This is a genomic window from Enterobacter cloacae complex sp. 277I4, assembly GCF_050031465.1.
GTDB lineage: Bacteria > Pseudomonadota > Gammaproteobacteria > Enterobacterales > Enterobacteriaceae > Enterobacter > Enterobacter cloacae.
In genome coordinates this window covers 3,211,605-3,235,474 of the sequence record NZ_JBLGWC010000001.1, presented here as the reverse complement: position 1 = coordinate 3,235,474, position 23,870 = coordinate 3,211,605, and the positions used below count along the sequence as shown (strand labels likewise).

General features: G+C 55.8%; 19 protein-coding genes. 12 read left to right on the top strand and 7 right to left on the bottom strand.

Features of this window, described 5'->3' with window-relative positions:
• Positions 1–44 precede the first annotated feature (44 nt).
• The 9 genes from ACQG19_RS15870 to ACQG19_RS15830 all read left to right on the top strand — a co-directional run bounded on the left by ACQG19_RS15870 (position 45) and on the right by ACQG19_RS15830 (position 9,159).
• Positions 45–1,670: a methyl-accepting chemotaxis protein gene (locus tag ACQG19_RS15870; RefSeq protein WP_246932526.1), complete on the top strand. Its 1,626-nt coding sequence runs from the start codon at positions 45–47 to the stop codon at positions 1,668–1,670.
• Between the two features lie 158 nt (positions 1,671–1,828).
• Positions 1,829–2,554: an RNA polymerase sigma factor FliA gene (fliA, locus tag ACQG19_RS15865; RefSeq protein ID WP_246932524.1), complete on the top strand. Its 726-nt coding sequence runs from the start codon at positions 1,829–1,831 to the stop codon at positions 2,552–2,554.
• A gap of 361 nt (positions 2,555–2,915) precedes the next feature.
• Complete coding sequence (flhD, locus tag ACQG19_RS15860; protein ID WP_246932522.1) at positions 2,916–3,266, top strand: flagellar transcriptional regulator FlhD; 351 nt, start codon at positions 2,916–2,918, stop codon at positions 3,264–3,266.
• A 2-nt stretch (positions 3,267–3,268) separates the two neighbouring features.
• Complete coding sequence (gene flhC, locus ACQG19_RS15855) at positions 3,269–3,844, top strand: flagellar transcriptional regulator FlhC (RefSeq protein ID WP_246932520.1); 576 nt, start codon at positions 3,269–3,271, stop codon at positions 3,842–3,844.
• A 79-nt stretch (positions 3,845–3,923) separates the two neighbouring features.
• Positions 3,924–4,820: a flagellar motor stator protein MotA gene (gene motA / locus ACQG19_RS15850; RefSeq protein ID WP_246932518.1), complete on the top strand. Its 897-nt coding sequence runs from the start codon at positions 3,924–3,926 to the stop codon at positions 4,818–4,820.
• The gene (gene motB, locus ACQG19_RS15845; RefSeq protein ID WP_246932516.1) at positions 4,817–5,722 is read left to right on the top strand and encodes a flagellar motor protein MotB; all 906 of its coding nucleotides are present in this window, start codon (positions 4,817–4,819) and stop codon (positions 5,720–5,722) included. Before motA ends, motB begins: the two co-directional genes overlap by 4 nt.
• The gene (gene cheA / locus ACQG19_RS15840) at positions 5,709–7,637 is read left to right on the top strand and encodes a chemotaxis protein CheA (protein WP_246932514.1); all 1,929 of its coding nucleotides are present in this window, start codon (positions 5,709–5,711) and stop codon (positions 7,635–7,637) included. Before motB ends, cheA begins: the two co-directional genes overlap by 14 nt.
• Complete coding sequence (locus ACQG19_RS15835) at positions 7,634–8,146, top strand: chemotaxis protein CheW (RefSeq protein ID WP_013097765.1); 513 nt, start codon at positions 7,634–7,636, stop codon at positions 8,144–8,146. The genes cheA and ACQG19_RS15835 overlap by 4 nt, the downstream gene beginning before the upstream one ends.
• Before the next feature lie 110 nt (positions 8,147–8,256).
• Entirely contained in the window at positions 8,257–9,159 is a 903-nt protein-coding gene (locus ACQG19_RS15830; RefSeq protein ID WP_023620167.1) for a LysR family transcriptional regulator, read from the top strand.
• On the opposite strand, the gene ACQG19_RS15825 is transcribed toward ACQG19_RS15830, so the two are convergent.
• The 3 genes from ACQG19_RS15825 to ACQG19_RS15815 all read right to left on the bottom strand — a co-directional run bounded on the left by ACQG19_RS15825 (position 9,131) and on the right by ACQG19_RS15815 (position 12,861).
• Positions 9,131–9,922, bottom strand: coding sequence for a substrate-binding domain-containing protein (locus ACQG19_RS15825; RefSeq protein ID WP_246932511.1), 792 nt, complete (start codon positions 9,920–9,922; stop codon positions 9,131–9,133). The genes ACQG19_RS15830 and ACQG19_RS15825 overlap by 29 nt on opposite strands.
• 1 nt (position 9,923) lies before the next feature.
• Positions 9,924–11,222, bottom strand: a complete 1,299-nt coding sequence (locus ACQG19_RS15820; RefSeq protein ID WP_045292556.1) for an MFS transporter — start codon at positions 11,220–11,222, stop codon at positions 9,924–9,926.
• Positions 11,223–11,562: 340 nt separating this feature from the next.
• On the bottom strand, positions 11,563–12,861 hold the full coding sequence (locus ACQG19_RS15815; RefSeq protein WP_095439634.1) for a serine hydrolase domain-containing protein: 1,299 nt from the start codon (positions 12,859–12,861) through the stop codon (positions 11,563–11,565).
• Positions 12,862–12,972: 111 nt separating this feature from the next.
• Here ACQG19_RS15815 and ACQG19_RS15810 point away from each other — a divergent pair, with 111 nt between their 5' ends.
• On the top strand, positions 12,973–13,857 hold the full coding sequence (locus ACQG19_RS15810; RefSeq protein ID WP_061772230.1) for a LysR family transcriptional regulator: 885 nt from the start codon (positions 12,973–12,975) through the stop codon (positions 13,855–13,857).
• On the opposite strand, the gene fumA is transcribed toward ACQG19_RS15810, so the two are convergent.
• Positions 13,846–15,495 carry a class I fumarate hydratase FumA gene (fumA, locus tag ACQG19_RS15805; RefSeq protein WP_246932509.1) on the bottom strand — a complete coding sequence of 550 codons (1,650 nt, stop codon included), beginning with the start codon at positions 15,493–15,495 and terminating at the stop codon, positions 13,846–13,848. The two genes, ACQG19_RS15810 and fumA, sit on opposite strands and share 12 nt — an antisense overlap.
• Before the next feature lie 52 nt (positions 15,496–15,547).
• A complete protein-coding gene (locus tag ACQG19_RS15800) occupies positions 15,548–17,056 on the bottom strand; it encodes an anion permease (RefSeq protein WP_013097758.1) in 1,509 nt (502 codons plus the stop codon).
• Positions 17,057–17,664: 608 nt separating this feature from the next.
• On the opposite strand from ACQG19_RS15800, the gene ACQG19_RS15795 reads away from it, so the two are divergent.
• Both ACQG19_RS15795 and ACQG19_RS15790 read left to right on the top strand, forming a co-directional pair.
• On the top strand, positions 17,665–20,445 hold the full coding sequence (locus tag ACQG19_RS15795) for a flavocytochrome c (RefSeq protein WP_129327993.1): 2,781 nt from the start codon (positions 17,665–17,667) through the stop codon (positions 20,443–20,445).
• A 93-nt stretch (positions 20,446–20,538) separates the two neighbouring features.
• Positions 20,539–21,501 (top strand): FAD:protein FMN transferase, encoded by a 963-nt coding sequence (locus tag ACQG19_RS15790; RefSeq protein ID WP_246932506.1) that lies wholly within the window; start codon positions 20,539–20,541, stop codon positions 21,499–21,501.
• On the opposite strand, the gene dcuR is transcribed toward ACQG19_RS15790, so the two are convergent.
• Together dcuR and ACQG19_RS15780 are read right to left on the bottom strand one after the other, a co-directional pair.
• Positions 21,482–22,201: a two-component system response regulator DcuR gene (gene dcuR, locus ACQG19_RS15785; RefSeq protein ID WP_013097755.1), complete on the bottom strand. Its 720-nt coding sequence runs from the start codon at positions 22,199–22,201 to the stop codon at positions 21,482–21,484. The genes ACQG19_RS15790 and dcuR overlap by 20 nt on opposite strands.
• Positions 22,198–23,814: a sensor histidine kinase gene (locus ACQG19_RS15780; RefSeq protein ID WP_013097754.1), complete on the bottom strand. Its 1,617-nt coding sequence runs from the start codon at positions 23,812–23,814 to the stop codon at positions 22,198–22,200. Before ACQG19_RS15780 ends, dcuR begins: the two co-directional genes overlap by 4 nt.
• Between the last annotated feature and the right edge of the window lie 56 nt (positions 23,815–23,870).

Below are 23,870 nucleotides of genomic sequence, written 5' to 3'. Positions count from 1 at the left end.
ATTGACTCCCACAGGCACCGGCCTCGCGCGGCCGGTGAAAATCTATGTTAACGAAACTCAAAATTTTTAGCGCAATCAGCCTTATTATTGGCCTGTTTGCGGTGATGCTGTTCGGCGTAACCGCCTATTCTGTCTATGACACAGTCTCAAATAATACAAATTTCAAACGTATTGTCGTGGCCTCTGAAAATAACGATCAGATGCGCGATGCCGCCTATAACATCAGCGCGGTAATGGCCAATACCAACGGCCTGATGCTGCAGGCAGCGCTGGGTAACCCGGTTTCTGAGAATGTTGCCAAACATACGGTGAATGTGGTGAAACTTGCGCGTCGTAATATGGATGCGTTTATGGCCTCGCCGTTTAACACCCCGGAGGAGAGTCGTCTGGCGGCTGAGGTCAATGCGGCTTTCAACGAAGTGTACAAGGTTGCCGAAATTAAGCTGGGCTACCTGCATAACCCGGCAGGGTATTCCGGGTCGCTGGAACACGATATGGAGCTGCGCACCGCGCTGCGTAATAAGGTCGATCAGTATACCGATGCCAGCGCCCGCATGAGCGAAAGCTATATTCATGCTTCCGAGCGCGGCTACCAGATTATGCTGGGCGTGGGGATTGTCGTACTCATTCTGGCCGTCGGGTTGCTGCTTGCCGTGCGTTACTGGCTGCGTCATACCCTGGTGCGTCGTATGGAGACCACGGTTGAAATGCTGCGTCGCGTGGCGGCGGGCGATCTGAGTCAGCCCATTGACACTGGCAGCCAGAATGAAATTGGCCACATGTTGACCGAGCTGGAGACCATGCGTACTTCCCTGACCAGTACGATCCTCGGCATCCGTGACAGCGTGCAGCGTATTCACGCCAACGCCCAGGAGATTGCCCACGGCAATAACGATCTCTCTTCCCGCACCGAAGAGCAGGCGGCAGCGCTGCAGGAGACGGCAGCCAGCATGGAAGAGATCAAAACTACCGTGCGCCAGAATGCCGACAACGCCCACGCGGCGCGCCAACTGGCGGAAAGCGCAAGCCACAATGCCCATAACGGCGGAGAGGTAATGCAGAGCCTGGAGCAGATTATGGCGGAAATTACCACCAGCTCGCGCCAGATCGCCGACATCAACGGCGTGATCGACAGTATTGCCAACCAGACCAACATCCTCGCCCTGAACGCAGCGGTGGAAGCGGCGCGTGCCGGGGAGCAGGGGCGCGGTTTCGCGGTGGTGGCAGAAGAAGTGCGTAACCTGGCAAAACGCAGCGCCGATGCGGCCAAAGAGATTAGCCAGCTTATCAACACCAGCGTGAACAATATTGATATTGGCTCGCGCCAGGTCGGGCAGGCCAGTACGGTGATGCAGGAGATCGTGACCTCCGTCGCGCAGGTAACGCAGATTATGGGCGAAATCACCTCGGCGTCGGACGAGCAGAGCGCGGGTATCAACCAGATTTCACAGGCGGTGAACGAAATGGATCTGGTAACCCAGCAGAACGCGGCGATGGTGGAAGAAGCGGCAATGGCGGCGGGCGAACTTGAAGCGCAGTCCGATGCGCTGGAGAAACTGGTAGCGCAATTCAGGTTGAACCATGAGAGCGCGATGGCGAAGGTGCCTGTGGAAGTGAATAAACCGCAGCGTCAAAAAGAGCCTGACCTGGCCCAGTGGGAAACCTTTTAATCTTATTAAATACCGCCATTAATAATGCTATTTTATAAAATAGCCTGTTAATACAAACGAAGTATCAGAATGCGCATTTTTATAAAGGCTTATCGCACTATTTGAATGCGCCATTTCACCGGATAATTCTTAAAGAGAATAGCAGGTGGAATGCAATCGTGAACGGTATTTATACGGCTGAAGGGCTGGAAGATAAATCGGTAGTGTGGTCAAAATATCACTATCTGGTGCGACAGGAAGCATTACGTTTACATAAACGGCTTCCTGCCAGCGTCGAACTGGATGATTTAATTCAGGCGGGTTCGATAGGTTTTTTAAACGCGATAGAGAGCTTCGATCCGAAAAAAGGCGTAACGCTCACGGCGTGGATCGCCCAGCGGGTAAAATGGGCTTTATTAGATGAGCTGAGAGAAAGTGATTGGGTTCCACGTCGGGTACGTACCCATACCCGGGAAATTGTCGCTATTATTCAGCAAATAGAACAGGAAAAAGGGGGCGAAGCCAGCGAAGCTGAAATTGCAGAGCGCATGGGCGTGACGCTGCAGGAGTTTCACCAGATGCTGGCAGATAATAACTCCAGCCAGATGTATTCAGTTGATGAATTACAGGAAAATTATGCCGACAGCTGGGAAACGAGCGATGAGGAGAATGAACAGCTTAATCCGCTGAACGATACCATCAGGCAGAATTTGCTGGAACAGATAGCTGAACATATTCAGTTCATACCTGAAAGAGAACAGGTGCTGTTGCAGCTTTATTACCTGCAGGATTTGAATATGAAAGAAATTGGGTTGGTGCTGGGGATCACCGAAACGCGCGTGAGTCAATTACACAGCCTGGCGGTGAAAAGGTTAAGAAGTCGTATGGAGTCAGCGTGCAGATAATTACAGAGTATTAACATTTATAATGTTAATACAGTGGGTAAGGCAAGGTTAATAGTTAAAATCAAGGTTTAATAACGTTTAACAATGATTGTTAAAGTTTTTAAATCAATAGTTTAACGTCAATTTGAAAATTTAGAGAAATTTCTGTCGCTTGTTCGGAAAATGCTTAGTGTTTATGATTTTGCCAGTTTTGTGATGCAGCCTCCTTTGGCATTGATATGACAGTATTGCATTTACTGAGGAAGATTGGCTTACCTTAGTGAATATCAATACCAAAAGACTCTCTGCATCGGTTCGGAAACGTTATCTATCTAAACTGACACGCCAGCTATTGGCTGAATAACATTGGGAGTTTTCGCCTGTGTCCAATTTCGATGAGTACCTGCAAAATATTCATGACATTAACCTGTCTTATCTTCTGCTCGCCCAGCAGCTTATTCGCCAGGATAAATTTGCGGCCGGTTTTCGCCTTGGATTGTCTGAAGGGACAATCAATAATTTGAAAGAATTATCGTTGCCGCAGTTAATGAAACTGGCAACAACCAACCAGCTTATCTGTCGTTTGCGCGTTGACGATGAGGTGGTTATTGAGAATTTAACGAAAGATTCTCGTATTGAGGCACTACAGCAGATCCATACTGGCATTATATTGTCGACCAATCTTCTTAACGCCTTAAGCGAAGAAGAAACCGTCGCGGCAGAGGAGGCATAATCATGTGTGGTGAAAAAAGTCTGCTGCAGGAAATTGAAGAGGTGAATATTGCCATGGGATTAATTTCCCTGGGCGCGAGAATGCAGGTGCTGGAATCAGAAACCTCCCTGAGCCGCCGCCGTCTGCTTCGTTTATATAAGGAATTACGCGGTTGCCCACCGCCGAAAGGCATGTTGCCTTTTTCAGAAGACTGGTTTATGTCGTGGGAACAGAATATTCATTCTTCGATGTTCTATAACATTTACCTGTATTTGAAAAAGACCGAGCAGGGGCGCGCTATTGAAATGCTGATGAAGACCTATCGTCTTTATCTGGAACAGTGCAGTTCCTGTGCTGATGATAAGCCGGTTCTGGGGCTGACCCGAGCCTGGACATTATTACGCTTTATCGACTGCGGCATTATTTCGCGTAAAGCCTGCAGCGTGTGTGGCGGTGGTTTTATCGTCACCACCGAATTTATTAAAAACCCATTTACCTGCAGCTTGTGCAGTCCGCCGTCGCGCGCGCTTAAAAAATCCCAGGTGAGTAATACCGGGCTTCTGGGCTCGTTTGCCGCGCCGGAAATCATGACGGCGTAACCCCGGACGGCTGTGCGCAAGATGGCGCTTACCTGATGCCGGGACACCGGCATCGGTCAATGAAAGTTAAGGAGAAGGTGTGTTAGTTATTGTTGGCTATCTTGTTGTCATTCTGACCGTTTTTGGTGGTTTTATTCTGTCCGGCGGAAACCTGACGGCGCTGTTTCAGCCGCTGGAACTACTGATTATCGGCGGCGCCGGGGTCGGGGCCTTTATCGTTGGTAACAACATCAAATCCCTGAAGGCTACGGGAAAGGCGATGGTTAAGGTTTTTGCTGGCAAGCGTTACAACAAAGCAGTGTATATGGATCTGATGGCCCTGATGTTCCTGCTGCTCTCTAAGAGCCGCGTTCACGGGCTGATGTCGCTGGAAAAGGATATCGAAGACCCGCAGAACAGCGATATTTTCAGCGCCTATCCCCGCCTGATGAGCGACCCGATGCTCGCCAACTTTATCCTCGACTACTTCCGTCTGATGATTGGCGGCAGCATGAACTCCCATGAAATCGAAGCCCTGATGGACGAGGAGATCGAAACCTGCGAAGAGGAGCTGGAAGTGCCCGCCCACAGCCTGAACACGGTAGGCGATGCGTTTCCGGCGTTCGGTATTGTGGCGGCGGTGATGGGGGTGGTTAACGCGCTGGGGTCGGCGGATCGCCCGGCGGCGGAGCTGGGTATGCTGATTGGTCACGCGCTGGTGGGCACCTTCCTCGGGATCCTTATCGCTTATGGTTTTGTCTTGCCGCTGGCGACTTTGCTGCGCCAGAAGAGTTCTGACCAGGTCAAAATTTTGCAGTGCATTAAGGTAACGCTGCTTTCCAGCCTGAATGGTTATGCCCCGCAGATTGCGGTTGAGTTTGGTCGTAAAACCATCTTTACCAGCGAACGTCCATCGTTTGAAGAGCTGGAAGAGCACGTGCGTGAAGTCAAATCTAACGCCACGCTGAAAACCAAAACCTCGGACGACGCCGCATGAAGAACGTCACGCCTGTCATCATTTCACGTAAGCGTAAGAAGAAGAAACATGCCCACCACGGTGGGACATGGAAGATTGCCTATGCCGATTTTATGACCGCAATGATGGCGTTCTTTCTGGTGATGTGGCTGCTGGCGCAGTCCACGGACATGGAAAGGGAGCTCATTGCGGATTACTTCCGTATGCCGCTGAAGCCCTCGATGGCCAACGGCGATAAAACCAGCCTGAGCGACAGCGTCATTCCCGGCGGAGGGGATGACATTCTCAAGCGGCAGGGTGAGGTGTTTAAAGGACAAATTGCCAGTATCGATAAGCACAAGCGCTTCGAAAGCCTGAAGCAGGCGAAAGAGAAGCTGCAGAAGATGATCGAAACCGATCCGCGGCTGAATAACTTTAAATCCAACATTCTGCTCAACCTTACCAACGACGGTCTGTTGATCCAGATCACCGACTCGCAGGACCGCCCGATGTTCCGCGTCGGCAGTGAACTGCCGGAATCCTACATGAACGGCATTCTGCAGGCGCTGGTGCCGCTGCTGCAGGAGTTGCCAAACGCGTTGAGCCTGACGGGGCACACCGATTCGCTGCCGTATGCCGGTGGCGACGGCGGATACAGCAACTGGGAGCTATCCGCCGGGCGCGCAAATGCCGCCCGCCGGGTGTTGGTCCGGGGCGGCCTTAACGATGAACGCTTCTTACGCGTGATCGGCACTGCCAGCCGGATGCCGCTGGAGAACACGCCGCCGGACAGTGCGGTAAACCGCCGCATCAGCATCCTGGTGCTCAGCCGCTCGAAAGAGCAGGAGATCCGTCTGGAAGATACGCAGGCCCAGCGTGCAGATAGCGTGCTGAGCGATATCAATCTGCAAAATGTGCAGGGCTATACCGATGGACATGAATGATTTTTCGCAGATCTTCTTTACCGAGGCGGAAGAACTGCTGACTGAGATGGAGCAGCTTTTGCTGCAGCTTGACATAGAAGCACCGGACCAGGAGCAACTGAACGCCATCTTTCGTGCGGCACACTCGCTGAAAGGGGGCGCGGCCACCTTTGGCTTTACCGCATTACAGGAGACGACCCACCTGCTGGAGAACCTCCTTGACCAGGCGCGGGCAGGGGAGAGAACGCTCAGTCGCTCAATCATCAACCTTTTTCTGGAATGTAAGGACATTATGCAAGCGCAGCTGGAAGCCTATCAGTCTTCGCAGGAGCCTGATGAAGCCCGTTATCGCTATATCTGTGAAGCCTTGAGGGAGATTGCCCTTGAAGGCCAGCAGCCTGTGACGCCAGCCGAACCCGCGCCAGCGTCTGCCAGCACGACGCAGGAAACGGAAACCACACTGGTGGTGACCCTGCGTAACGTCGGGGCGCGCGAACAGACGACGCTGCGCGACGAGCTGACCAACATGGGCGAGGTGACAGACGTTGAGGCGACGTCAGACAGCATAACGGTCACGCTACAGACCACTGCCTCGGCGGAGGATATCACCGCCGTGCTCTGCTTTGTGCTCGACAGCAAGCAGATTGAGATACGTTCTGCAGAAGCCACTCCGCCGGTACCAACGCCTGCTGCGCTACCTGAAACCGTTATTAAAAAAGCGCCACCCGCACCACGCGCAGCCAGTCAGGAGTCGGGCAGCATTCGCGTGGCGGTGAGTAAAGTCGACCAGATCATCAACCAGGTCGGTGAGCTGATTATCACCCAGGCAATGCTCTCCCAGCTATCGAAAACCCTCGATCCGGCCAGCTACGATCTGCTTTCCGGCTGCGTGGCGCAGATGGAGCGCAACACCCGCGAGCTGCAGGAGTCGGTGATGTCTATCCGTATGATGCCGATGGACTACGTCTTTAGCCGCTTCCCGCGGCTGGTGCACGACCTGGGCGCTCGCCTGAATAAAGAGGTCGAACTGACCCTGAAAGGCGGTTCCGCCGAGCTGGATAAGAGCCTGATTGAGCGCATTATCGACCCGCTTACCCACCTGGTGCGTAACAGCCTCGACCATGGCATTGAAGAGAAAGAGGTGCGCGCCGCAAAAGGTAAACCGGTGACCGGGAACCTGACGCTTTCAGCCGAACACCACGGCGGCAATATTGTGATTGAGGTCAGCGACGACGGTGCGGGGCTGAACCGGGAGAAAATTCTCGCCAAAGCCCGCTCGCAGGGGATGACCATCAGCGACACCATGAGTGATGACGACGTGTGGATGCTGATCTTCGCCGCCGGTTTCTCTACCGCCGAGAGCGTGACGGATGTCTCCGGGCGTGGCGTCGGCATGGACGTGGTGCGACGCAACATTCTGGCGATGGGCGGCCACGTGGACGTACTCTCGACGACGGGGGCCGGGACCACCATTCGCATTATTCTGCCGCTGACGCTGGCGATCCTCGACGGCATGCTGGTGAAGGTGAGGGACGAGATTTACGTCCTGCCGCTGGGCGCGGTGATGGAGTCGCTGCGGCCGACCGACGACATGCTGTGCCGCTTTGTGGGCGAAGAGCGTCTGCTGCAGGTGCGCGGTGAATATCTGCCGCTGGTGCTGCTGCGCCAGCGCCTCTCGGTGGCGGGCGAAGCGCCTGCCGATGACGGCATTGTGGTTATTGTGCAAAGCGCGGGCTGCCGCTATGCGCTGTGGGTCGATCAGCTTATCGGCCAGCAGCAGGTGGTGGTTAAGAACCTTGAACATAACTATCGCAAAGTGCCTGGCGTCTCTGCAGCGACCATCCTCGGTGATGGCAGCGTGGCGCTGATCCTTGATGTGGTTGAGCTTTCAACGCTCAACGCTCCACAACCCCAGAGGGAGGGGGTAAATGCATGACTGTAGCAACCGCCAGTAAACCCGCCGCAACCGACGCCATCGCCCAGGAGTACCTCGTATTCCGCCTGGGCGATGAAGAGTACGGCATTGATATTCTTAAAGTGCAGGAGATCCGTGGCTGCGATCGCCTCACGCGCATTCCGAACGCGCCGAACTTTATTACCGGCGTAACCAACCTGCGCGGCGTGATTGTGCCGATTGTCGATCTGCGCGTACGCTTTGATCTGCCCGATCCGTCACAGGACGACAAAACGGTGGTCATCGTGCTCAATCTGAACGATCGCGTGGTGGGTATCGTGGTTGACGGCGTGGCGGACGTGCTGTCGATAGATGTGGATAACATCAAGCCGACCCCGGACGTGGCCTCGGTGCTCTCTGGCCGCTACCTGCTTGGGCTGGGCGTGCTCGACAGTCGAATGATTATTCTGGTGAATATTGAGATGCTGCTGAGCCGTGAAGAGATGGCGCTGGTGGATTCGGTGACCGAGTCATATATCGACTCCCACTAAGGCGCATCGCGCTTTCTGGATACGCATCAGCGGTGGAGGTTGCCGCTGATTCATAAGTCGCTATTATGAATATTCGAGTTTCCAGAAAGCGCTAAGGATTGCCAGAATCTATGCCCGTCAATTTCGACCTCAACGATCTTTATGCCTTCAGAGCGCTGGTGGAGTACGGTAACTTCCGTATTGCCGCAGAATCTATCTGCCTCTCCCAGTCCGCCTTAAGCCGCCGCATTGAAAAGCTGGAGACCGCCGTCGGCGCGAAACTGTTCGACAGAACCACCCGGCGCGTGACGCTGACGCTCTTCGGGCAGACCTTTGCCGACCGCTGCGGGCAGCTTCTGGAAAACGTGGAGTCGATGCTGGCGGATATCGACAAGGTGAGCGAGGAGCGTACCGGGCTAATTACCGTCGCCACCGTGCCTTCGGCGGCCTGCCATTTTATGCCGGAGGTGATCCGCCAGTTTCATCGCCGCTATCCGCGCGTGCGCATCAAGCTTATCGACAGCAGCGCGGGCAACGTCATTGACGCGGTGGCCAGCGGGCAGGCGGATTTTGGCATCTGTTTTGCGAGGAGCCTGCAGCCAGATCTCACCTTTATTCCGCTGGTGGAGGATGTGTATGTCGCCGCGTGTCGTCGCGATCATCCGCTGGCGGGACGCAAGAGTCTGACCTGGCAGGCGTTTTATCAGCAGGATTACATCAGCCTGGACATTACATCGGGGAACCGGAATCTGCTCGATCAGATGCTCGGCCATATTAAGCCGGAGCGCCCGGGGATCTGCGAGACGCGGCACGTCACCACGATGCTGGGAATGGTAGAGGCGGGGATTGGCATTGCTGCCGTCCCCGCCATGTCAATGCCACACTCTGAGCACTCCTTCCTGACGCATATTCCGCTGACCGAGCCCGAGGTCAAACGCACTGTCGGGCTGATCCGGCGCAGCGGGCGTATTCAGTCGTGGATTGCCGCTGAGCTGGAAACGCTCATTACTGCACGTTATCGCGCGGCGGAGTGATGGGGATCATCCCGGTGGCGGTGATGGTCTCCTGCGCGTTTGCTGAACCGAGGTAATCCAGCAGCGCTTTACCCTCAGAAGGATGCTCCGCGTGAGCGGTGACCGCGCCGGCAAAACGGGTGATGTATTGCAGGTTATCCGGCAGTTTGCCGACAAAAGTTACGCCGGGCACGGGTAACAACTCGCTGACCTGCTGGAAACCCACGGCGTATTTCCCTTTTGCCACCTCAGAGGCGACCGGGATGCGCTCCACCTTATGCGCTTTGCCCTCTACCTGTGCTTCAATCCCCAGCTTTTTGAAGAGCTCTGTTTGCACATACCGGCCGCTGGCGCTGTCGGAATAGGCGATGGCGCTGGCCTTAAGCAGGGTCTGTTTTAGCGCGCTATCGGTCGCGATATCCGGTACCTGCGAGCCGGCTTTCACCACCACGCCGATGGGCGAATCCGCCAGCTCAACGCGCGAACCTTCTTTGACCATCCGGTCCTTCGCCAGGTGCGCCAGCGCATCACCCACCATAATCACCACGTCTGCTTTTTCACCGCGCGCCAGTCGGTTGGGGATCGCCTGCGGCGTCTGTCCCATCGACGGCCCCGGGATCAGCACGATATGGTCGCCCGTCCGGGCTTCATACTGGGGGGCGAGTTTTTCCAGCGCGGCCTTAAAACCGCCTGAAATCATGACCGTCACCTCCTGGGCCAGCGCGCCTGCGCTGGTCGCCAGTATTACCAGCCCGGTCAGGCCTGAACGTACAAATGTGCGCATATTATCCTCTCTGTACTTGCAGACTCATCGCGCTGCGACGGTAGAGATAAAGCGTTGCCAGCAACGCGCAGATCGCCGCGAAGCTCATCCAGTAGCCCGGGGAGGCTTTATCACCGGTGTACTCAATCAGGGCCGTTGAAATGACCGGTGTAAACCCGCCGAAGATCGCGGTAGCAAGGCTATACGCCAGTGAGAAACCGGCAACACGCACTTCAACCGGCATGATCTCCGTCAGGGCCGGGATCATCGCGCCGTTGTAGAGGCCATAGAGGAAGGAGAGCCACAGCAATACGCTCAGCATCATGGAGAAGCTCGGTGCCTGCGCCAGCAGCGTCAGGGCCGGATAGCTGGTTGCCAGCGCCAGCAGCGTCATGGCAACCAGCACCGGTTTACGGCCGAAGCGGTCCGACAGCGCACCGCCCACCGGCAGCCAGATAAAGTTGGAGATGGCCACCAGCAGCGTCACCAGCAGGCTGTCGGAGGCGCTGAGCATTAACACTTTTTTGCCGAAGGTAGGCGCATAGACGGTGATCAGGTAGAACGCGGTGGTGGTCATGGCGACCATCAGCATACCCGCGACCACAACCGGCCAGTTCGCCAGTAGGGTGGTAAAGACCTGACGCATCGCCAGCGTGTGACGGCGGGTGCGGAACTCTTCGGTCTCTTCCAGCTTGCGGCGCAGGAAGAAGATAAACGGCACAATCAGGCAGCCGAACAGGAACGGGATCCGCCAGCCCCATTCACGAATGGCGCTCTCTTCCAGCATCGCGTTCAGCGCAAAGCCCATTGCGGCGGCCACCATAATCGCCACCTGCTGACTGCCGGACTGCCAGCTGGTAAAGAAGCCTTTGCGACCCGGCGTGGCAATTTCAGCCAGGTAGACCGACACGCCGCCAAGCTCCGCCCCGGCGGAAAAGCCCTGCAGCAAGCGTCCAGCCAGCACCAGCAGTGGCGCCCACAGGCCGATGCTCTCATAAGAGGGGATCAGCACAATCAGGAAGGTGCCGGCCGCCATAATCGACAGGGTGGTGATTAACCCTTTACGGCGACCCACCTTGTCGATGTAAGCCCCGAGGACAATCGCGCCAATGGGGCGCATTAAGAAGCCTGCGCCAAAGACGGCGAAGGTCATCATCAGTGACGCAAACTCACTGCTCGCCGGGAAGAAGGTATGCGCGATGTAGGTGGCATAGAACCCGAACAGGAAGAAGTCGAATTGCTCAAGGAAATTGCCCGAGGTGACGCGAAGTATCGCGCCCGCTCTTGCGCGTACGGTTGCAGGTGGGGTTGAGGAAATCATGGTCGTCTCCAGTTTTTTATTGACGTGTTGTCCGTCTGTTTCTGAAAACTGGCGCATTAAACGGAAATTAATAAGCGCAAATCACGCATGGACTGATGCGTGCTGCACATCAATGACAGGACGTTGACCGGGATTTACATACATAACAATAACTTAACAATTCATTGATTTTTCATTCACCATAATTCGCTAAGTGGCTGATATCGCTATTTTGTGATATCGCGCAGAAGGGCAGAGTAGCCGCTGCTCTTGTCGGGTGGCGCTTCGCTTACCCGACCTGTGAATTTTGTAGGCCCGTGCAAGCGTAGCGCCACCGGGCAAAACTGGCAGAGCGCTCTATTCAGCGCAGCGCCTGTGCAATTGCGCTAAACATCAGCGACGCTTCCAGCGGCTGGGCGCTGAAAGACGGCTCCGCCTGCGGCCAGGTGGACCACTGGACGATCACCAGGTTTTCCTTTTGATTCACCATAATCATCTGGCCAAAAATCCCCAGCGCCCAGAGTGAATCTTTCAGGGAATCCTCTGGCGCGGGCTTAACGTCTTTTGCCGTGGCGGGCACCTCGTTATTCCACCACTGATAGCCGTACAACCCTTTCGGATGCGCGTCTGAGACGGAACCTTTCGCCTGCGTCCAGTCTGACGACTCTTTTACCCAGCCGTCAGGCAGGATCTGTTTGCCCGAAGGGAGCGTACCGTTATGCAGGATAAATTCGCCGAAGCGGCCCCAGTCTTCCAGCGTGGCGTTAAAGCCGTGCGCGCCGACATCGTGCTGGCCTTTACGGTAGGCATGCCATACGCCGTCGTTCGCCATCCCGTACGGCTGCCAGATGCTTTTCTCCAGGTACGCCGCCAGCGTCATACCGGTGGCGCGCTCCAGCACGTCACCCAGCAGCCACGCGCCACCCGAGGAATAGGACCAGTTCTCTCCGGCCGGGTGTTCCCGATGTAATCCCTTCACCAGCTTACGCACGCAGTCGTAGGTGCCCGGCTTCGCTTCGCATTCGGTGAGCTGCGCGAAATCAGACTGAGGGTTGGTGTAGTCTTCGTTCCACGCCACGCCAGAGGTGTGAGTGATCAGCTGTCTCAGCGTCACGCCATCCCACGCCGTGCCTTTTAAATCGGGTTCGTAGCGGGTGATAAGATCGTCAAGGGAGTGAATTTTGCCCTCTTTAAGGGCGACCCCGACCAGCGCAGAGACCACGGATTTCCCCACCGAACGTGATGTCCAGAGCGTGGAATCGGTATTGCCTTCACCCAGATATTTCCACGCTATTTTGCCGTCCTTCAGCACCAGCATGCCGCTGACGTTCTGGCGTTTCACGTAATCCTGGAGGGTATAGGTCTTGCCATTAACCTGATACCGGGCGTCGGTAAGCGGTTTCTCTGCTGCCAGCAGCGGTGTGGCCTTTCCGTGGCGGAAAACATCGCCCGCGTAGTTGCGGTAGTCGTTACGAAAGCCCACCACGCGATCCGCCTGACTCCAGGTGAGCATGCTGTGCGTGTCGGGAAGGGTTGCGTCAAACGGTGCGGGGCACTGGTTGAGGTCGGTGCCGTGACAGGCAGCCATAACGGCAGGGGATAAGAGGCTGCTGACCACCAGTGCGGCGAGCAGGCTGCGGTTTAGCGTTTTGTTTTTCATGTTTATCTCGTTTGGTTCAGGAAGGGCTTCAGTTTAAGAAGCCGCGCCCTATAATAAAAAACGGGTTATGGGGGAAATTCCCCCGAAAACGGAATAAAGGGAGAGGAGGCGATGGTCTATTCATTTGCCCAGCTGGAGGCGTTTACTGCGGTGGCAGAGCACGGCAGCCTGATGAAGGCGGCCATTAAGCTCGGTAAAGACCGTACGACCCTGCGCGATCTGATCGATTTTCTTGAGGACGGGCTGGGTTATGCCCTGTTTCTGCGCGAGGGACGCAGCGTGCGGCTAACGCCTGAAGGGGAACAGCTTCAGCGACAGGCGCACCTGCTGATGCGTCAGGTGAAAGCCTTTGAGGCCTTTGCCAGAGCGGTGCCGGACAGCGCGATGCAGGACATTGCCCTTGTTTACGATCCATTCACCCCCCGGGCTTTTCTGCAGGCGCTGATTGCGGAGATGGCGGCACAAAAAATACGCCTGAGCCTGACCAGCGCGTCGCGTGACGAGGCCGAAGCCCTGCTGGCGAGCGGAGAGGCGGATTTAGGTATCTGCCAGGCGCGTAACCGCAGCGTGGGTAATGAGATGGAGTGGCGGGCTCTGGGAGCCATCGACATGGATTTTTACGCCGCAGACGCGCTTTTTGCGAAGGTTGCCACGCCGGTTTCGCTGCTCGATCTCTCTCTGGTTCCGCAGGTGGTTATGCATGCCGCGTCAGATGAACCGGTTGCCCGTCGTCTGCAAATTGCCGGGCATACCCTTTTCACTAATGAAATTGAGATGCTGCGCGGCCTGCTGGAGCAGGGCTGTGGCTGGGGCTTTTTGCCGACCCATCTTCATGCGACGCAGTGGAAAAACGTAAAAAGGCTGCCCACCGAAGTGGGCAGCCAGGGGATAAGTCAGACGATGGTCACTATCTGGAAGCCGGGCAGCGACAAGCGTGAGCGGATCAATCAAACGTTGTCGCGGCTGCCGGCACTATGGAAACGCTCAGCGCTGTGAACATCCCTGGCACTGTTTGTTCTGGATCTGCTGGAAGAAGTCGTTACCTTTGTCATCCACCAGGATAAACGCCGGGAAGTTCTCCACTTCGATTTTCCAGATGGCTTCCATTCCCAGTTCCGGGTACGCCACGCACTCCAGGCTCTTGATGCTGTTTTGCGCCAGTACCGCCGCCGGGCCGCCGATGCTGCCCAGGTAGAAGCCGCCGTGTTTGTGGCAGGCATCCGTCACCTGCTGGCTGCGGTTGCCTTTGGCCAGCATGATCATGCTCGCGCCGTGGGACTGCAGTAAATCCACATACGAGTCCATGCGGCCCGCAGTGGTTGGGCCGAGGGAGCCGGAGGCATAACCTTCCGGTGTTTTGGCCGGGCCCGCGTAGTAAATCGGATGGTCTTTAACGTACTGCGGCAGTTCCTCGCCGTTGTCGAGCAGCTCTTTCAGCTTCGCGTGGGCGATATCACGCGCCACGATGATGGTGCCGTTCAGCGACAGGCGGGTAGAGACCGGGTACGCGGAAAGCTGCGCCAGGATCTCGTTCATCGGCGTGTTGAGGTTGATGCTGACCACGTCACCTTCGCCCTGCTGGCGCAGCGATTCAGGAATGTACTGACCCGGGTTGTGTTCCAGTTTTTCAATCCAGATCCCGTCGCGGTTGATTTTCGCTTTGATGTTACGGTCTGCGGAGCAGGAGACACCCATGCCGATTGGGCAGGAGGCACCGTGGCGCGGCAGGCGGATCACGCGGATATCGTGAGCGAAGTATTTACCACCAAACTGCGCACCCAGACCCAGGTTCTGCGCTTCCTGGAGCAGTTCCTGTTCGAGCTGAACATCGCGGAACGCCTGGCCGTGCTCGTTCCCCTCGGTAGGCAGGGCGTCGTAGTAGCGGGTGGAGGCCAGCTTCACCGTTTTCAGCGTCGCTTCCGCGGAGGTTCCGCCAATCACGAAGGCAATATGGTAAGGCGGACAGGCCGCGGTACCCAGGGTGCGCATTTTCTCCACCAGATAGTTTTTCAGCTTCGCCGGAGTGATCAGCGCTTTGGTTTCCTGATAGAGGTAGGTTTTGTTGGCTGAACCGCCGCCTTTCGCCATGCAGAGGAATTTGTACTCGTCGCCGTCGACGCTGTAGAGATCGATCTGCGCAGGCAGGTTGGTGCCGGTGTTCACCTCTTTATACATATCCAGCGCCGCGTTCTGGGAGTAGCGCAGGTTGTCTTCGATGTAGGTGTTGTACACCCCCTGACTCAGCGCGGCTTCATCGCCACCGCCGGTCCAGACACGCTGGCCTTTTTTACCCATGATGATCGCCGTGCCGGTATCCTGGCAGGTTGGCAGTACGCCTTTAGCGGCGATTTCAGAGTTACGCAGGAACTGCAGGGCAACGTACTTATCGTTCTGGCTCGCTTCCGGGTCGTTAAGAATGGCGGCGACCTGCTTCTGATGGGAAGGACGCAGCATAAACGCAGCATCGTGGAACGCCTGCTGTGCCAGCAGCGTCAGCGCCTCTGGCTCGACTTTCAGGACTTCCTGACCGTCGAACTCAGCAACGGAGACGTGCTCTTTGGTCAGCAGATAATATTCGGTGTCGTCGTGCGCGAGTGGGAAGGGGTTTTGATAAAAAAACGGTTTGTTTGACATAGCTTGCTCCAGAAAAATAAAACCGCCGGAGGAGAAGTCCGGCGGTCAGGAATCAGAACATCATGGACATCCACGGATAACCAATCAGCAGCAGGGCCGCCAGGAAGATGGCACCGAAGATAGTGCCCAGGCGCCAGTAGTCTTTGGTTGGCAGGTAGCCACTACCGTAGTAAATCGGGCTTGGGCCGGTACCGTACGGGGTGATGATCCCCATCACACCCAGCGAGGTCACCATCAGCAGGACGAAGACTTCCATATTCATGCCCGGAATGGTGGAGGCGATGGTCAGCATCGCCGGCAGCAGCGCGGTGGTGTGCGCGGTGGTGCTGGCAAACAGGTAGTGCAGCAGGTAGAACGCCAGCAGCAGTACGATGGTGGCAACGCCCGGCGAGATACCGCTCATTAACAGACCGCCCTCTTTACCCAGCCAGCTGATAAAGCCGGTAGAGGAGAGGCCATCCGCCAGCGCGACCAGGGTGGCGAACCAGACGAAGGTATTCCACGCGGCTTTATTGCCGGTGATATCGTTCCACTCCAGCACGCCGGTCCACAGCATCAGACCCACAATCAGCAGGGCAGCCATGGCTGGTTCAATCCACGCGGCGGCGAAGATCCACATCAGCAGCGCACAGCACACGAACACCAGCAGCAGAATTTCATTGCGGGACAGTTTGCCCAGTTTTTCCAGTTCACGGGTTGCCCACAGCGGTACTTCATTATTCACTTTGACTTCTGGTGGGTAGAACCAGTAGGCCAGCAGCGGCATGGTCAGAATCAGCAGAATGCCCAGCGGCAGGAAGGCGAGGAACCAGGTACCCCAGGAGATATCAATCCCTACCGTGCTTTTCACCAGCGCCAGTGCCAGCAGGTTCGGCGCAAGGGCGGAGAGGAACATCGAGCTGGTGATACAGGCCGCGGTGATCGCCACCCACATCAGGTACGAACCAATTTTACGCGCGCTTGGGTCGTTTGGTTTTGAGCCATACAGCGGCGGCAGGTTAGCGATGATCGGGTAGATGGTCCCGCCGCTACGTGCGGTGTTGGACGGCGTAAACGGTGCCAGCAGCAGATCCGCGAAGGTGATGGCATAACCGAGCGTCAGGCTGCGACGGCCGAGATATTTCACCAGAATCAGCGCCAGACGGCGGCCGAAGCGGGTTTTATCATAGCCAGCGGCGAACATGAAGGCGCCGAAGATCAGCCACACAGTCGAGTTACCAAACCCGCTGACCGCCCACTTAAAGGAGGCACCTGCCAGCTTGAATTTCGGGTCGGCCAGCTGTTCAGGGCTGAACAGCACCCACTGGCTGCACAGCGCAATCGCCACCACGCCGGTCAGACCGATCACCGCGCCCGGCAGCGGTTCGAAGATTAAACCGACGATCACGCCGACAAAGATCGCGAAGTAGTGCCACGCATAAGGCGGCAGTCCTTCTGGTACCGGAACAAACAGCAGCAGGACGGCGACGATGACGGGCAATGCCATCATCAGCAGTCGTTTTGCTTTCCCATTTGATGCCTGGTTCGCCACAGGGGGCGTTACAGCAGTTTTTGTATTCATAGTTTCACGTCTTAAGTTGTCAAAAATTCGGTCGCACTGAAAAACAAAATTGCTTTCTTAAGTTTCTTTGCTTTTTTTAGTTATTAAAGGTGCTGATTTGTATTTTCAGTAATAGCGATTTAACGCATTTTTGTTTGCGCTAAATTAAAAATTGATGATGTTTTTATATTGCGCTTTTGGATGCCATAACTATTGATCGCGATCAAAAAAAGAGAATTGCAGCGGTATTTTTATGCTTTTATTAATAACCACTCTGGCGTATGTGGGTATTACGTATATTATGAGTTCAATTTATCATTTCTGTAACAATGTCGAATTTTGATAATTTTTATATGATTGATTTGTATAGATTTTATTGGTTTTTGGTGAAGTGGTTTTACCATTCATTATTTAACGAATTTTAAATTATTGTGAATGGCTAAATTACAATCACTAACACCAATGTGTTATTTGTGTTATCGCAGGGATTAAATAGTTTTTTAACTAACGTAATAACTTTAGAAACTAAAAAAATCATTATATTAATATCATGGCATCGGCAAATAACGACGAAATAAAAAATCAATCCGATAACGAATTCTTAATTTTTAAAGTTTGGAGTTTCAATTATGAGCACTAACGAACGTATTCTGAGCCCCTTCACATTACCGAATGGCACCGAACTGAAAAACCGTTTGTTAATGGCACCCATGACCACCTGTACCGGCTATTACGACGGCACGGTCACCAGCGAGTTGGTGGAGTACTATCGGGCCCGTTCCGGCAGCATTGGTACCATTATTGTTGAATGCTGCTTTATCGATGATCTCGGCCTTGCGTTCCCCGGCGCGATTGGTATCGATAACGACGAGAAAATCGCCGGGCTGGCGAAAATCGCGGACGCCATTAAATCCAAAGGCTCGAAAGCCCTGCTGCAGATCTACCACGGCGGCCGTATGGTCGATCCAAAACTGATCGGTGGCCGCACGCCGGTTGGCCCAAGCGCCGTTGCCGCGCCGCGTGACGGGGCCGCCACGCCGGTTGCCCTGACCGGTGAAGAGGTGGAAGGCATGATCGGCAAGTTTGGTGAAGCCGTTCGCCGCGCTATCCAGGCCGGTTTCGACGGGGTTGAAATTCACGGCGCAAATACCTACCTGATTCAGCAGTTCTACTCCCCGAACTCTAACCAGCGCGACGACGAGTGGGGCGGCAGCCGCGATAACCGCGCTAAATTCCCGCTGGCGGTGCTGGATATCACGCACAAAATGGTGCGCCAGTACGCGGACGACGCGTTCATTATTGGCTACCGTTTCTCCCCTGAAGAGCTGGAAGTCCCGGGCATCCGCTTTGAAGACACCATGTACCTGCTGGAAAAACTGGCGGCGCGCGGTGTGGATTATCTGCACTTCTCCGTGGGGGCGACCCTGCGTCCTTCCATTGTCGACACCCAGGATCCAACCCCGCTCATCAAAAAATATTGCGCCATGCGCTCTGAAACCCTGGCTCAGGTTCCGGTGATGGGTGTCGGCGGCGTGGTGAATGCCGCAGACGTTAACGAGGCGCTGGATAGCGGTTACGACCTGATTGCTGTGGGCCGCGCCACCATCGCTTACCCGGACTGGACTGACCGGATCGCGGCCGGTGAAAGCCTGGAGCTGTTTATGGACAGCACCAAACGCGAAGAGCTGAGCATTCCTGAACCGCTGTGGCGTTTCTCGCTGGTGGAAGCGATGATCCGCGATATGAGCATGGGCGAATCAAAATTCAAACCAGGCATGTTCACTGAGAAAGTGCAGGACGATGTTAACGAACTGGTAATCAACGTTAGCCTGGAAACCGATCGCATCGCCGATATTGCGCTGGCGTCTGGCCCGAGCGAAGACGTTGAGTTTGTCACCAGCTTTGAAGAGATCCGCACCCGCATTCTGGACGCCAACACCCCGCACGTGGATGCCATCACGGGTGCAACCAGCCAGAGTGAAGCGGTGAAAAAAGCGGTCTCTAAAGCGATGCTGAAATCCAGCAAAGCGCTGGCGGCAGAAGAGGGCGCTGACCCGAACGCGACCCGCAGCGTGGATGTGGTGGTAGTGGGTAGCGGCGGTGCCGGTCTGGCCGCAGCCATTCAGGCCCACGATGAAGGCGCGAGCGTGCTGATTGTTGAGAAGATGCCAACCATCGGCGGGAACACCATCAAAGCTTCTGCCGGGATGAATGCCGCCGAGACGCGCTTCCAGCGGGTGAAAGGGATCCAGGACAGCAAAGAGCTGTTCTACCAGGAGAGCCTGAAAGGGGGCGGTAACAAGAACAACCCGGAACTGCTGCGCCGCTTCGTGGAGAATGCGCCGCAGGCGATTGAATGGCTGGCAACCCGCGGCATTATGCTGAATGACATCACCACCACCGGCGGGATGAGCATTGACCGTACGCACCGTCCAAAAGACGGCTCTGCGGTAGGCGGCTATCTGATCAGCGGCCTGGTGCGTAACGTCAACAAACGCAACATCGACGTGATGCTCGATACGTCCGTCAGCGACATCTTGTTCGAAAACGGCGAAGTCACCGGCGTGCGTCTGACCACAGAAGAGAACGAAACCCTCACCGTGACCACTAAAAGCGTCATTGTCGCCACCGGTGGCTTCAGCGCCAACAGCCAGATGGTGGTGAAATACCGCCCTGACCTGGAAGGTTTTGTCACCACCAACCACAAAGGGGCAACCGGCGGCGGTATCGCGCTGCTGGAACGCATCGGTGCCGGTACGGTAGATATGGGTGAAATTCAGATCCACCCAACCGTTGAGCAGAAAACCTCGTACCTGATTTCCGAATCCATTCGCGGCGGCGGAGCGATTCTGGTGAACCAGCAGGGGAACCGTTTCTTCAATGAGATGGAAACTCGCGATAAAGTCTCGGCGTCTATCATCGCACTGCCGGAGAAATACGCGTATATCGTCTTTGACGAGCACGTTCGTGCCAAAAACAAAGCGGCGGATGAGTACATCGCCAAAGGCTTTGTGACCAGCGCCAGCTCGCCAAAAGCCCTGGCCGAGGCGCTGGGTATGGATTACCACGCTTTCCTGGCGACCCTTGAGCGCTACAACGGCTTTGTTGAAAAACAGCATGACGATGATTTTGGCCGTACCACCGCGCTGCGTGCGCCCATCAACGAAGGGCCGTTCTATGCCATTCAGATTGCGCCGGGCGTGCACCACACCATGGGCGGCGTGACCATCAACACCGAAACCTGCGTGCTGGACAGCAACCACAACGTGCTGCCAGGGGCGTTTGCGGCCGGTGAAGTGGTCGGCGGGATCCACGGCGGTAATCGTATCGGCGGTAACGCGGTGGCAGATATCATTATTTTTGGTACGCTAGCCGGACATCAGGCGGCGATGCGCTCAAAAAGAACGTAAGGCTCCTGTTTTCCTGGCCGGATAAGCGTTGCGCTGTCCGGCATTCTCCCCGGCGGCGCGGCGCCTGCCGGGGCTACCTCTGAGGAAACTGCCATGTCTGATGACAACCGCGTCTACAGCTACTCCGCCGTCCTGATGGGCTCTCCCATCCTCCTGAAACTCTTTTCCCATGACGAAGCCCTCGCGTCCCGCGTATTTCGCTTAATCAAACAGTACGAAGATCTGCTTACCGTTAACCGTGCGCATTCACAGGTGATGGATATCAACCATGCGGCCGGTCAGCATCCGGTTGCAGTCAGCAGTCCGGTGTTTGAGTTGATCCGCTGCGCGAAAGCGGCAAGCGTGCTTAAAGACAGCGCGTTTAACCTGGCCATCGGCCCGCTGGTGAAACGGTGGAAAATCGGCTTTCGCGGCGACAGCGTGCCGCCCGCCGAAGACATCGCCGCCTTGCTGGCGATTACCCGCCCTGAGGATGTGGTGCTGGACGAGGCCAGCAGTAGCGTCTTTTTGACCCAAAAAGGGATGGAGATCGACCTGGGTGCTATCGCCAAAGGCTATATCGCCGACAGGGTGCGGGATTATCTGCGCAAAGAGGGCGCTAAACTCGGGCTGATCAACCTTGGGGGCAATATCCAGACGCTGGGCTCGCCGGAGGGGGGCTGGAGCGTGGGGCTTAAAAAACCGTTTGCGGGTGATGAGCTGATCGGCGCGATGACGGTAGAGAACCGCTCCGTGGTGACGTCGGGAACCTATGAACGCTACTTTGAACAAAACGGCAGGCGCTACCACCATATCCTTGACCCGCGTACCGGGTATCCGCTTGATAACGAACTGGACAGCGTGACCATCATTTCAAACGATTCCATCGACGGGGATATCTGGACCACGCTGATGTACGGCATGGGCGTGGAGAAAGGCTGCGCGGTGCTGCGCGCGCGACCTGATATTGAAGCGATTTTTGTGACCAAAACAAAAGAAGTGGTGCTCTCTTCAGCGCACCACTTCCGCTTTACCTTGCTGGATAACAGCTATCGCATTACTGACAGTACTGTTTGAGCAGGCCTGTCTGCTCGGGCTGGAGACGGTAACGATATACCGGGCGCCCGGTAGCGCCATAGTGAATGCTGGTGAATAGAATATTGATTTGCGCCAGCCAGATCAGATATTTGCGGCAGGAGACGCGCGAGATATTCACTGCACTGGCCAGGTCATCGGTGGAAAACTCGGTCTCCGGGTGAGCGTCAATCCACTGGCAGATAGTGCGCAGCGTTTGCGGCGTTAACCCTTTTGGCAGCTTTTTGCTGTCTGCCAGCTCCGGCGCGCCGCCGTGGATCAGCCTGTCGACGTCCGCCTGCTCATAATACTGGTGCGAGCCCATCAGGCTGTGCTTTGCCTTCCAGCCGTTCAGCGCCTCTTCAAAGCGCGGGAACTGGAACGGTTTAATCAGATAATCCACCACGCCGTAATGGATAGAGGTCTGGATTGTCGCGGCGTCCGCAGCCGAAGAGATCATAATGACATCGATTGGGCGACCGGAGGCGCGGATCACCGGCAGCAGATCCAGCCCGTTATCCTGCTGCATGTAGACATCCAGCAGCACCAGATCAACCGGCTGGGCAGGGTTGTTAATAATGGCCTCGGCCTGGTTCAGCGTGGAGGCGACGCCGCAGCAGCTAAAGCCTTCAACACGGTTAACATACAGACGGTTGAGGTCGGCTACCATGGCGTCATCATCGACAATTAATACATTTATCACGCGATATTCCTCTCGCTATCCCAGGGGATGTGAACAAAAAATTGGGTAAATACGCCAGGTTCAGATTCGACGGTGATATCACCGCCCAGGTTCTGAATTTGCTGGCGGGCAAGGAACAGCCCAACGCCCCGGTTTTCACCTTTTGTTGAGAAGCCTTTAGTAAAAATAGTCTCCAGCTGGGCGGGATCAATTCCCGGGCCGTCATCGCTGACTTCACAGCTGAGCCAGCCATTCTGATAGTGCAGCAGCAGGGTGATTTCGCCTTCCGGCTGGCCCTCCATCGCGTCCAGTGCGTTTTCAATCAAATTACCGAGCACGGTGACCAGCACCGCGACCTGCTCTTCGTTGGCGGTATCCGGTATCTGGCACTCATCCGCCAGGGTGAGGGTGATCCCCGCTTCTTTCGCCCGGTTGATTTTACCCAGCAGGAACCCGGCAATCACCGGCGATTTCACCTTGCTCTGGATGGTGCCAATGTCCGTCTGATAATTGTGCGCTGTCTGCAGGATGTACTCTTCCAGTTTGTCGTAGCGCTTGATATGCAGCAGGCCCAGGATCACGTGCAGTTTGTTCATAAACTCGTGCGTGTGGGCGCGCAGGGCATCGACGTAATTCACCATGCCGTCGATGCGCTGCATCAGCTGGCTGATTTCGGTTTTGTCGCGGAAGGTGGTGATGGCGCCTATCACCCGCTCCTGGCTTTTCACCGGCACCATGTTGCACAGCAGCAGCCGTCCGTTGCAGCTGATCTCCTGATCCTGACGCGCGATGCCCGTCTTTGACACCTCACGCAGGCTGGCCAGCAGGGGCGCGCTGGCGTTTTCGGTCTGCTTGCCGGAGGGCAGGAGCAATATCTCTCTGGCGGTGTGGTTTATCATCGTCACGCGGCCATGAATATCGACCGCTAACACTCCTTCGCGCAGCGACTGCAGCATCGCCTGACGTTGTTCAAACAGCGCGGAGATTTCATACGGCTCCAGCCCGAACAGGATGCGTTTCAGAACGCGAACCAGTCCCCAGATCGCCATGGAGCTCATAAAGATACTGAACAAAATGGTCCAGACGGCGTTGAGTCGCCCGCGGGCGATCTGGTCTTCCACTTTTTTTAGCGAGATGCCGACCACCACCACGCCGATCTGCTCGTGCTGGCTGTCATACACGGGCGTAAATACGCGAAGGGCTTCCGCGAGCGCGCCCCGGTTAACGGAGACGTTCTCTTTCCCTTCCAGCGCCGGGTTCAGATCGTCGCCGATAAAATGCAGGCCAATCAGCGCTTCGTTCGGGTGCGAATAGCGAATACCGCGCATGTCGGTGACCACGGTCAGCAGCAGGTCGTTGCGTTTTGTAACGCCCTGGGCGATGGGCTGGATGATATCGGCCTGCGGCGGTTGCATCAGGCCGCGCTGGATCTCCGGGCTGTTCGCCAGCGTTCGGGCAATACCCAGCGCCGTATCCTTGACGTCATCACGGGTTGCCCGGGTGATCTGCACTGAATAGAGCGCAAAGACCAGCAGCAGCACAGAGGCGATGATCGCGCACACCATCAACGTGACCAGCGTGTTCAGTTTCATGGGGCGCTTGCGCGTCTGGGGAAAGGGCTGCAAATCGCTCATCAACACTCCGCGATGAAGAAGAAAGGGGTAATTATCGCCGATGACGCGCTTTTCTT

Bases quoted from the DNA above. Each gene is read 5' to 3' on its own strand.
- ACQG19_RS15870 (WP_246932526.1), top strand. From the start codon at position 45: ATGTTAACGAAACTCAAAATTTTTAGCGCAATCAGCCTTATTATTGGC.
- flhC (WP_246932520.1), top strand. From the start codon at position 3,269: ATGTGTGGTGAAAAAAGTCTGCTGCAGGAAATTGAAGAGGTGAATATT.
- motB (WP_246932516.1), top strand. From the start codon at position 4,817: ATGAAGAACGTCACGCCTGTCATCATTTCACGTAAGCGTAAGAAGAAG.
- cheA (WP_246932514.1), top strand. From the start codon at position 5,709: ATGGACATGAATGATTTTTCGCAGATCTTCTTTACCGAGGCGGAAGAA.
- ACQG19_RS15835 (WP_013097765.1), top strand. From the start codon at position 7,634: ATGACTGTAGCAACCGCCAGTAAACCCGCCGCAACCGACGCCATCGCC.
- ACQG19_RS15830 (WP_023620167.1), top strand. From the start codon at position 8,257: ATGCCCGTCAATTTCGACCTCAACGATCTTTATGCCTTCAGAGCGCTG.
- ACQG19_RS15825 (WP_246932511.1), bottom strand. From the start codon at position 9,922: ATGCGCACATTTGTACGTTCAGGCCTGACCGGGCTGGTAATACTGGCG.
- ACQG19_RS15820 (WP_045292556.1), bottom strand. From the start codon at position 11,222: ATGATTTCCTCAACCCCACCTGCAACCGTACGCGCAAGAGCGGGCGCG.
- ACQG19_RS15815 (WP_095439634.1), bottom strand. From the start codon at position 12,861: ATGAAAAACAAAACGCTAAACCGCAGCCTGCTCGCCGCACTGGTGGTC.
- ACQG19_RS15810 (WP_061772230.1), top strand. From the start codon at position 12,973: ATGGTCTATTCATTTGCCCAGCTGGAGGCGTTTACTGCGGTGGCAGAG.
- fumA (WP_246932509.1), bottom strand. From the start codon at position 15,495: ATGTCAAACAAACCGTTTTTTTATCAAAACCCCTTCCCACTCGCGCAC.
- ACQG19_RS15800 (WP_013097758.1), bottom strand. From the start codon at position 17,056: ATGAATACAAAAACTGCTGTAACGCCCCCTGTGGCGAACCAGGCATCA.
- ACQG19_RS15795 (WP_129327993.1), top strand. From the start codon at position 17,665: ATGAGCACTAACGAACGTATTCTGAGCCCCTTCACATTACCGAATGGC.
- ACQG19_RS15790 (WP_246932506.1), top strand. From the start codon at position 20,539: ATGTCTGATGACAACCGCGTCTACAGCTACTCCGCCGTCCTGATGGGC.
- ACQG19_RS15780 (WP_013097754.1), bottom strand. From the start codon at position 23,814: ATGAGCGATTTGCAGCCCTTTCCCCAGACGCGCAAGCGCCCCATGAAA.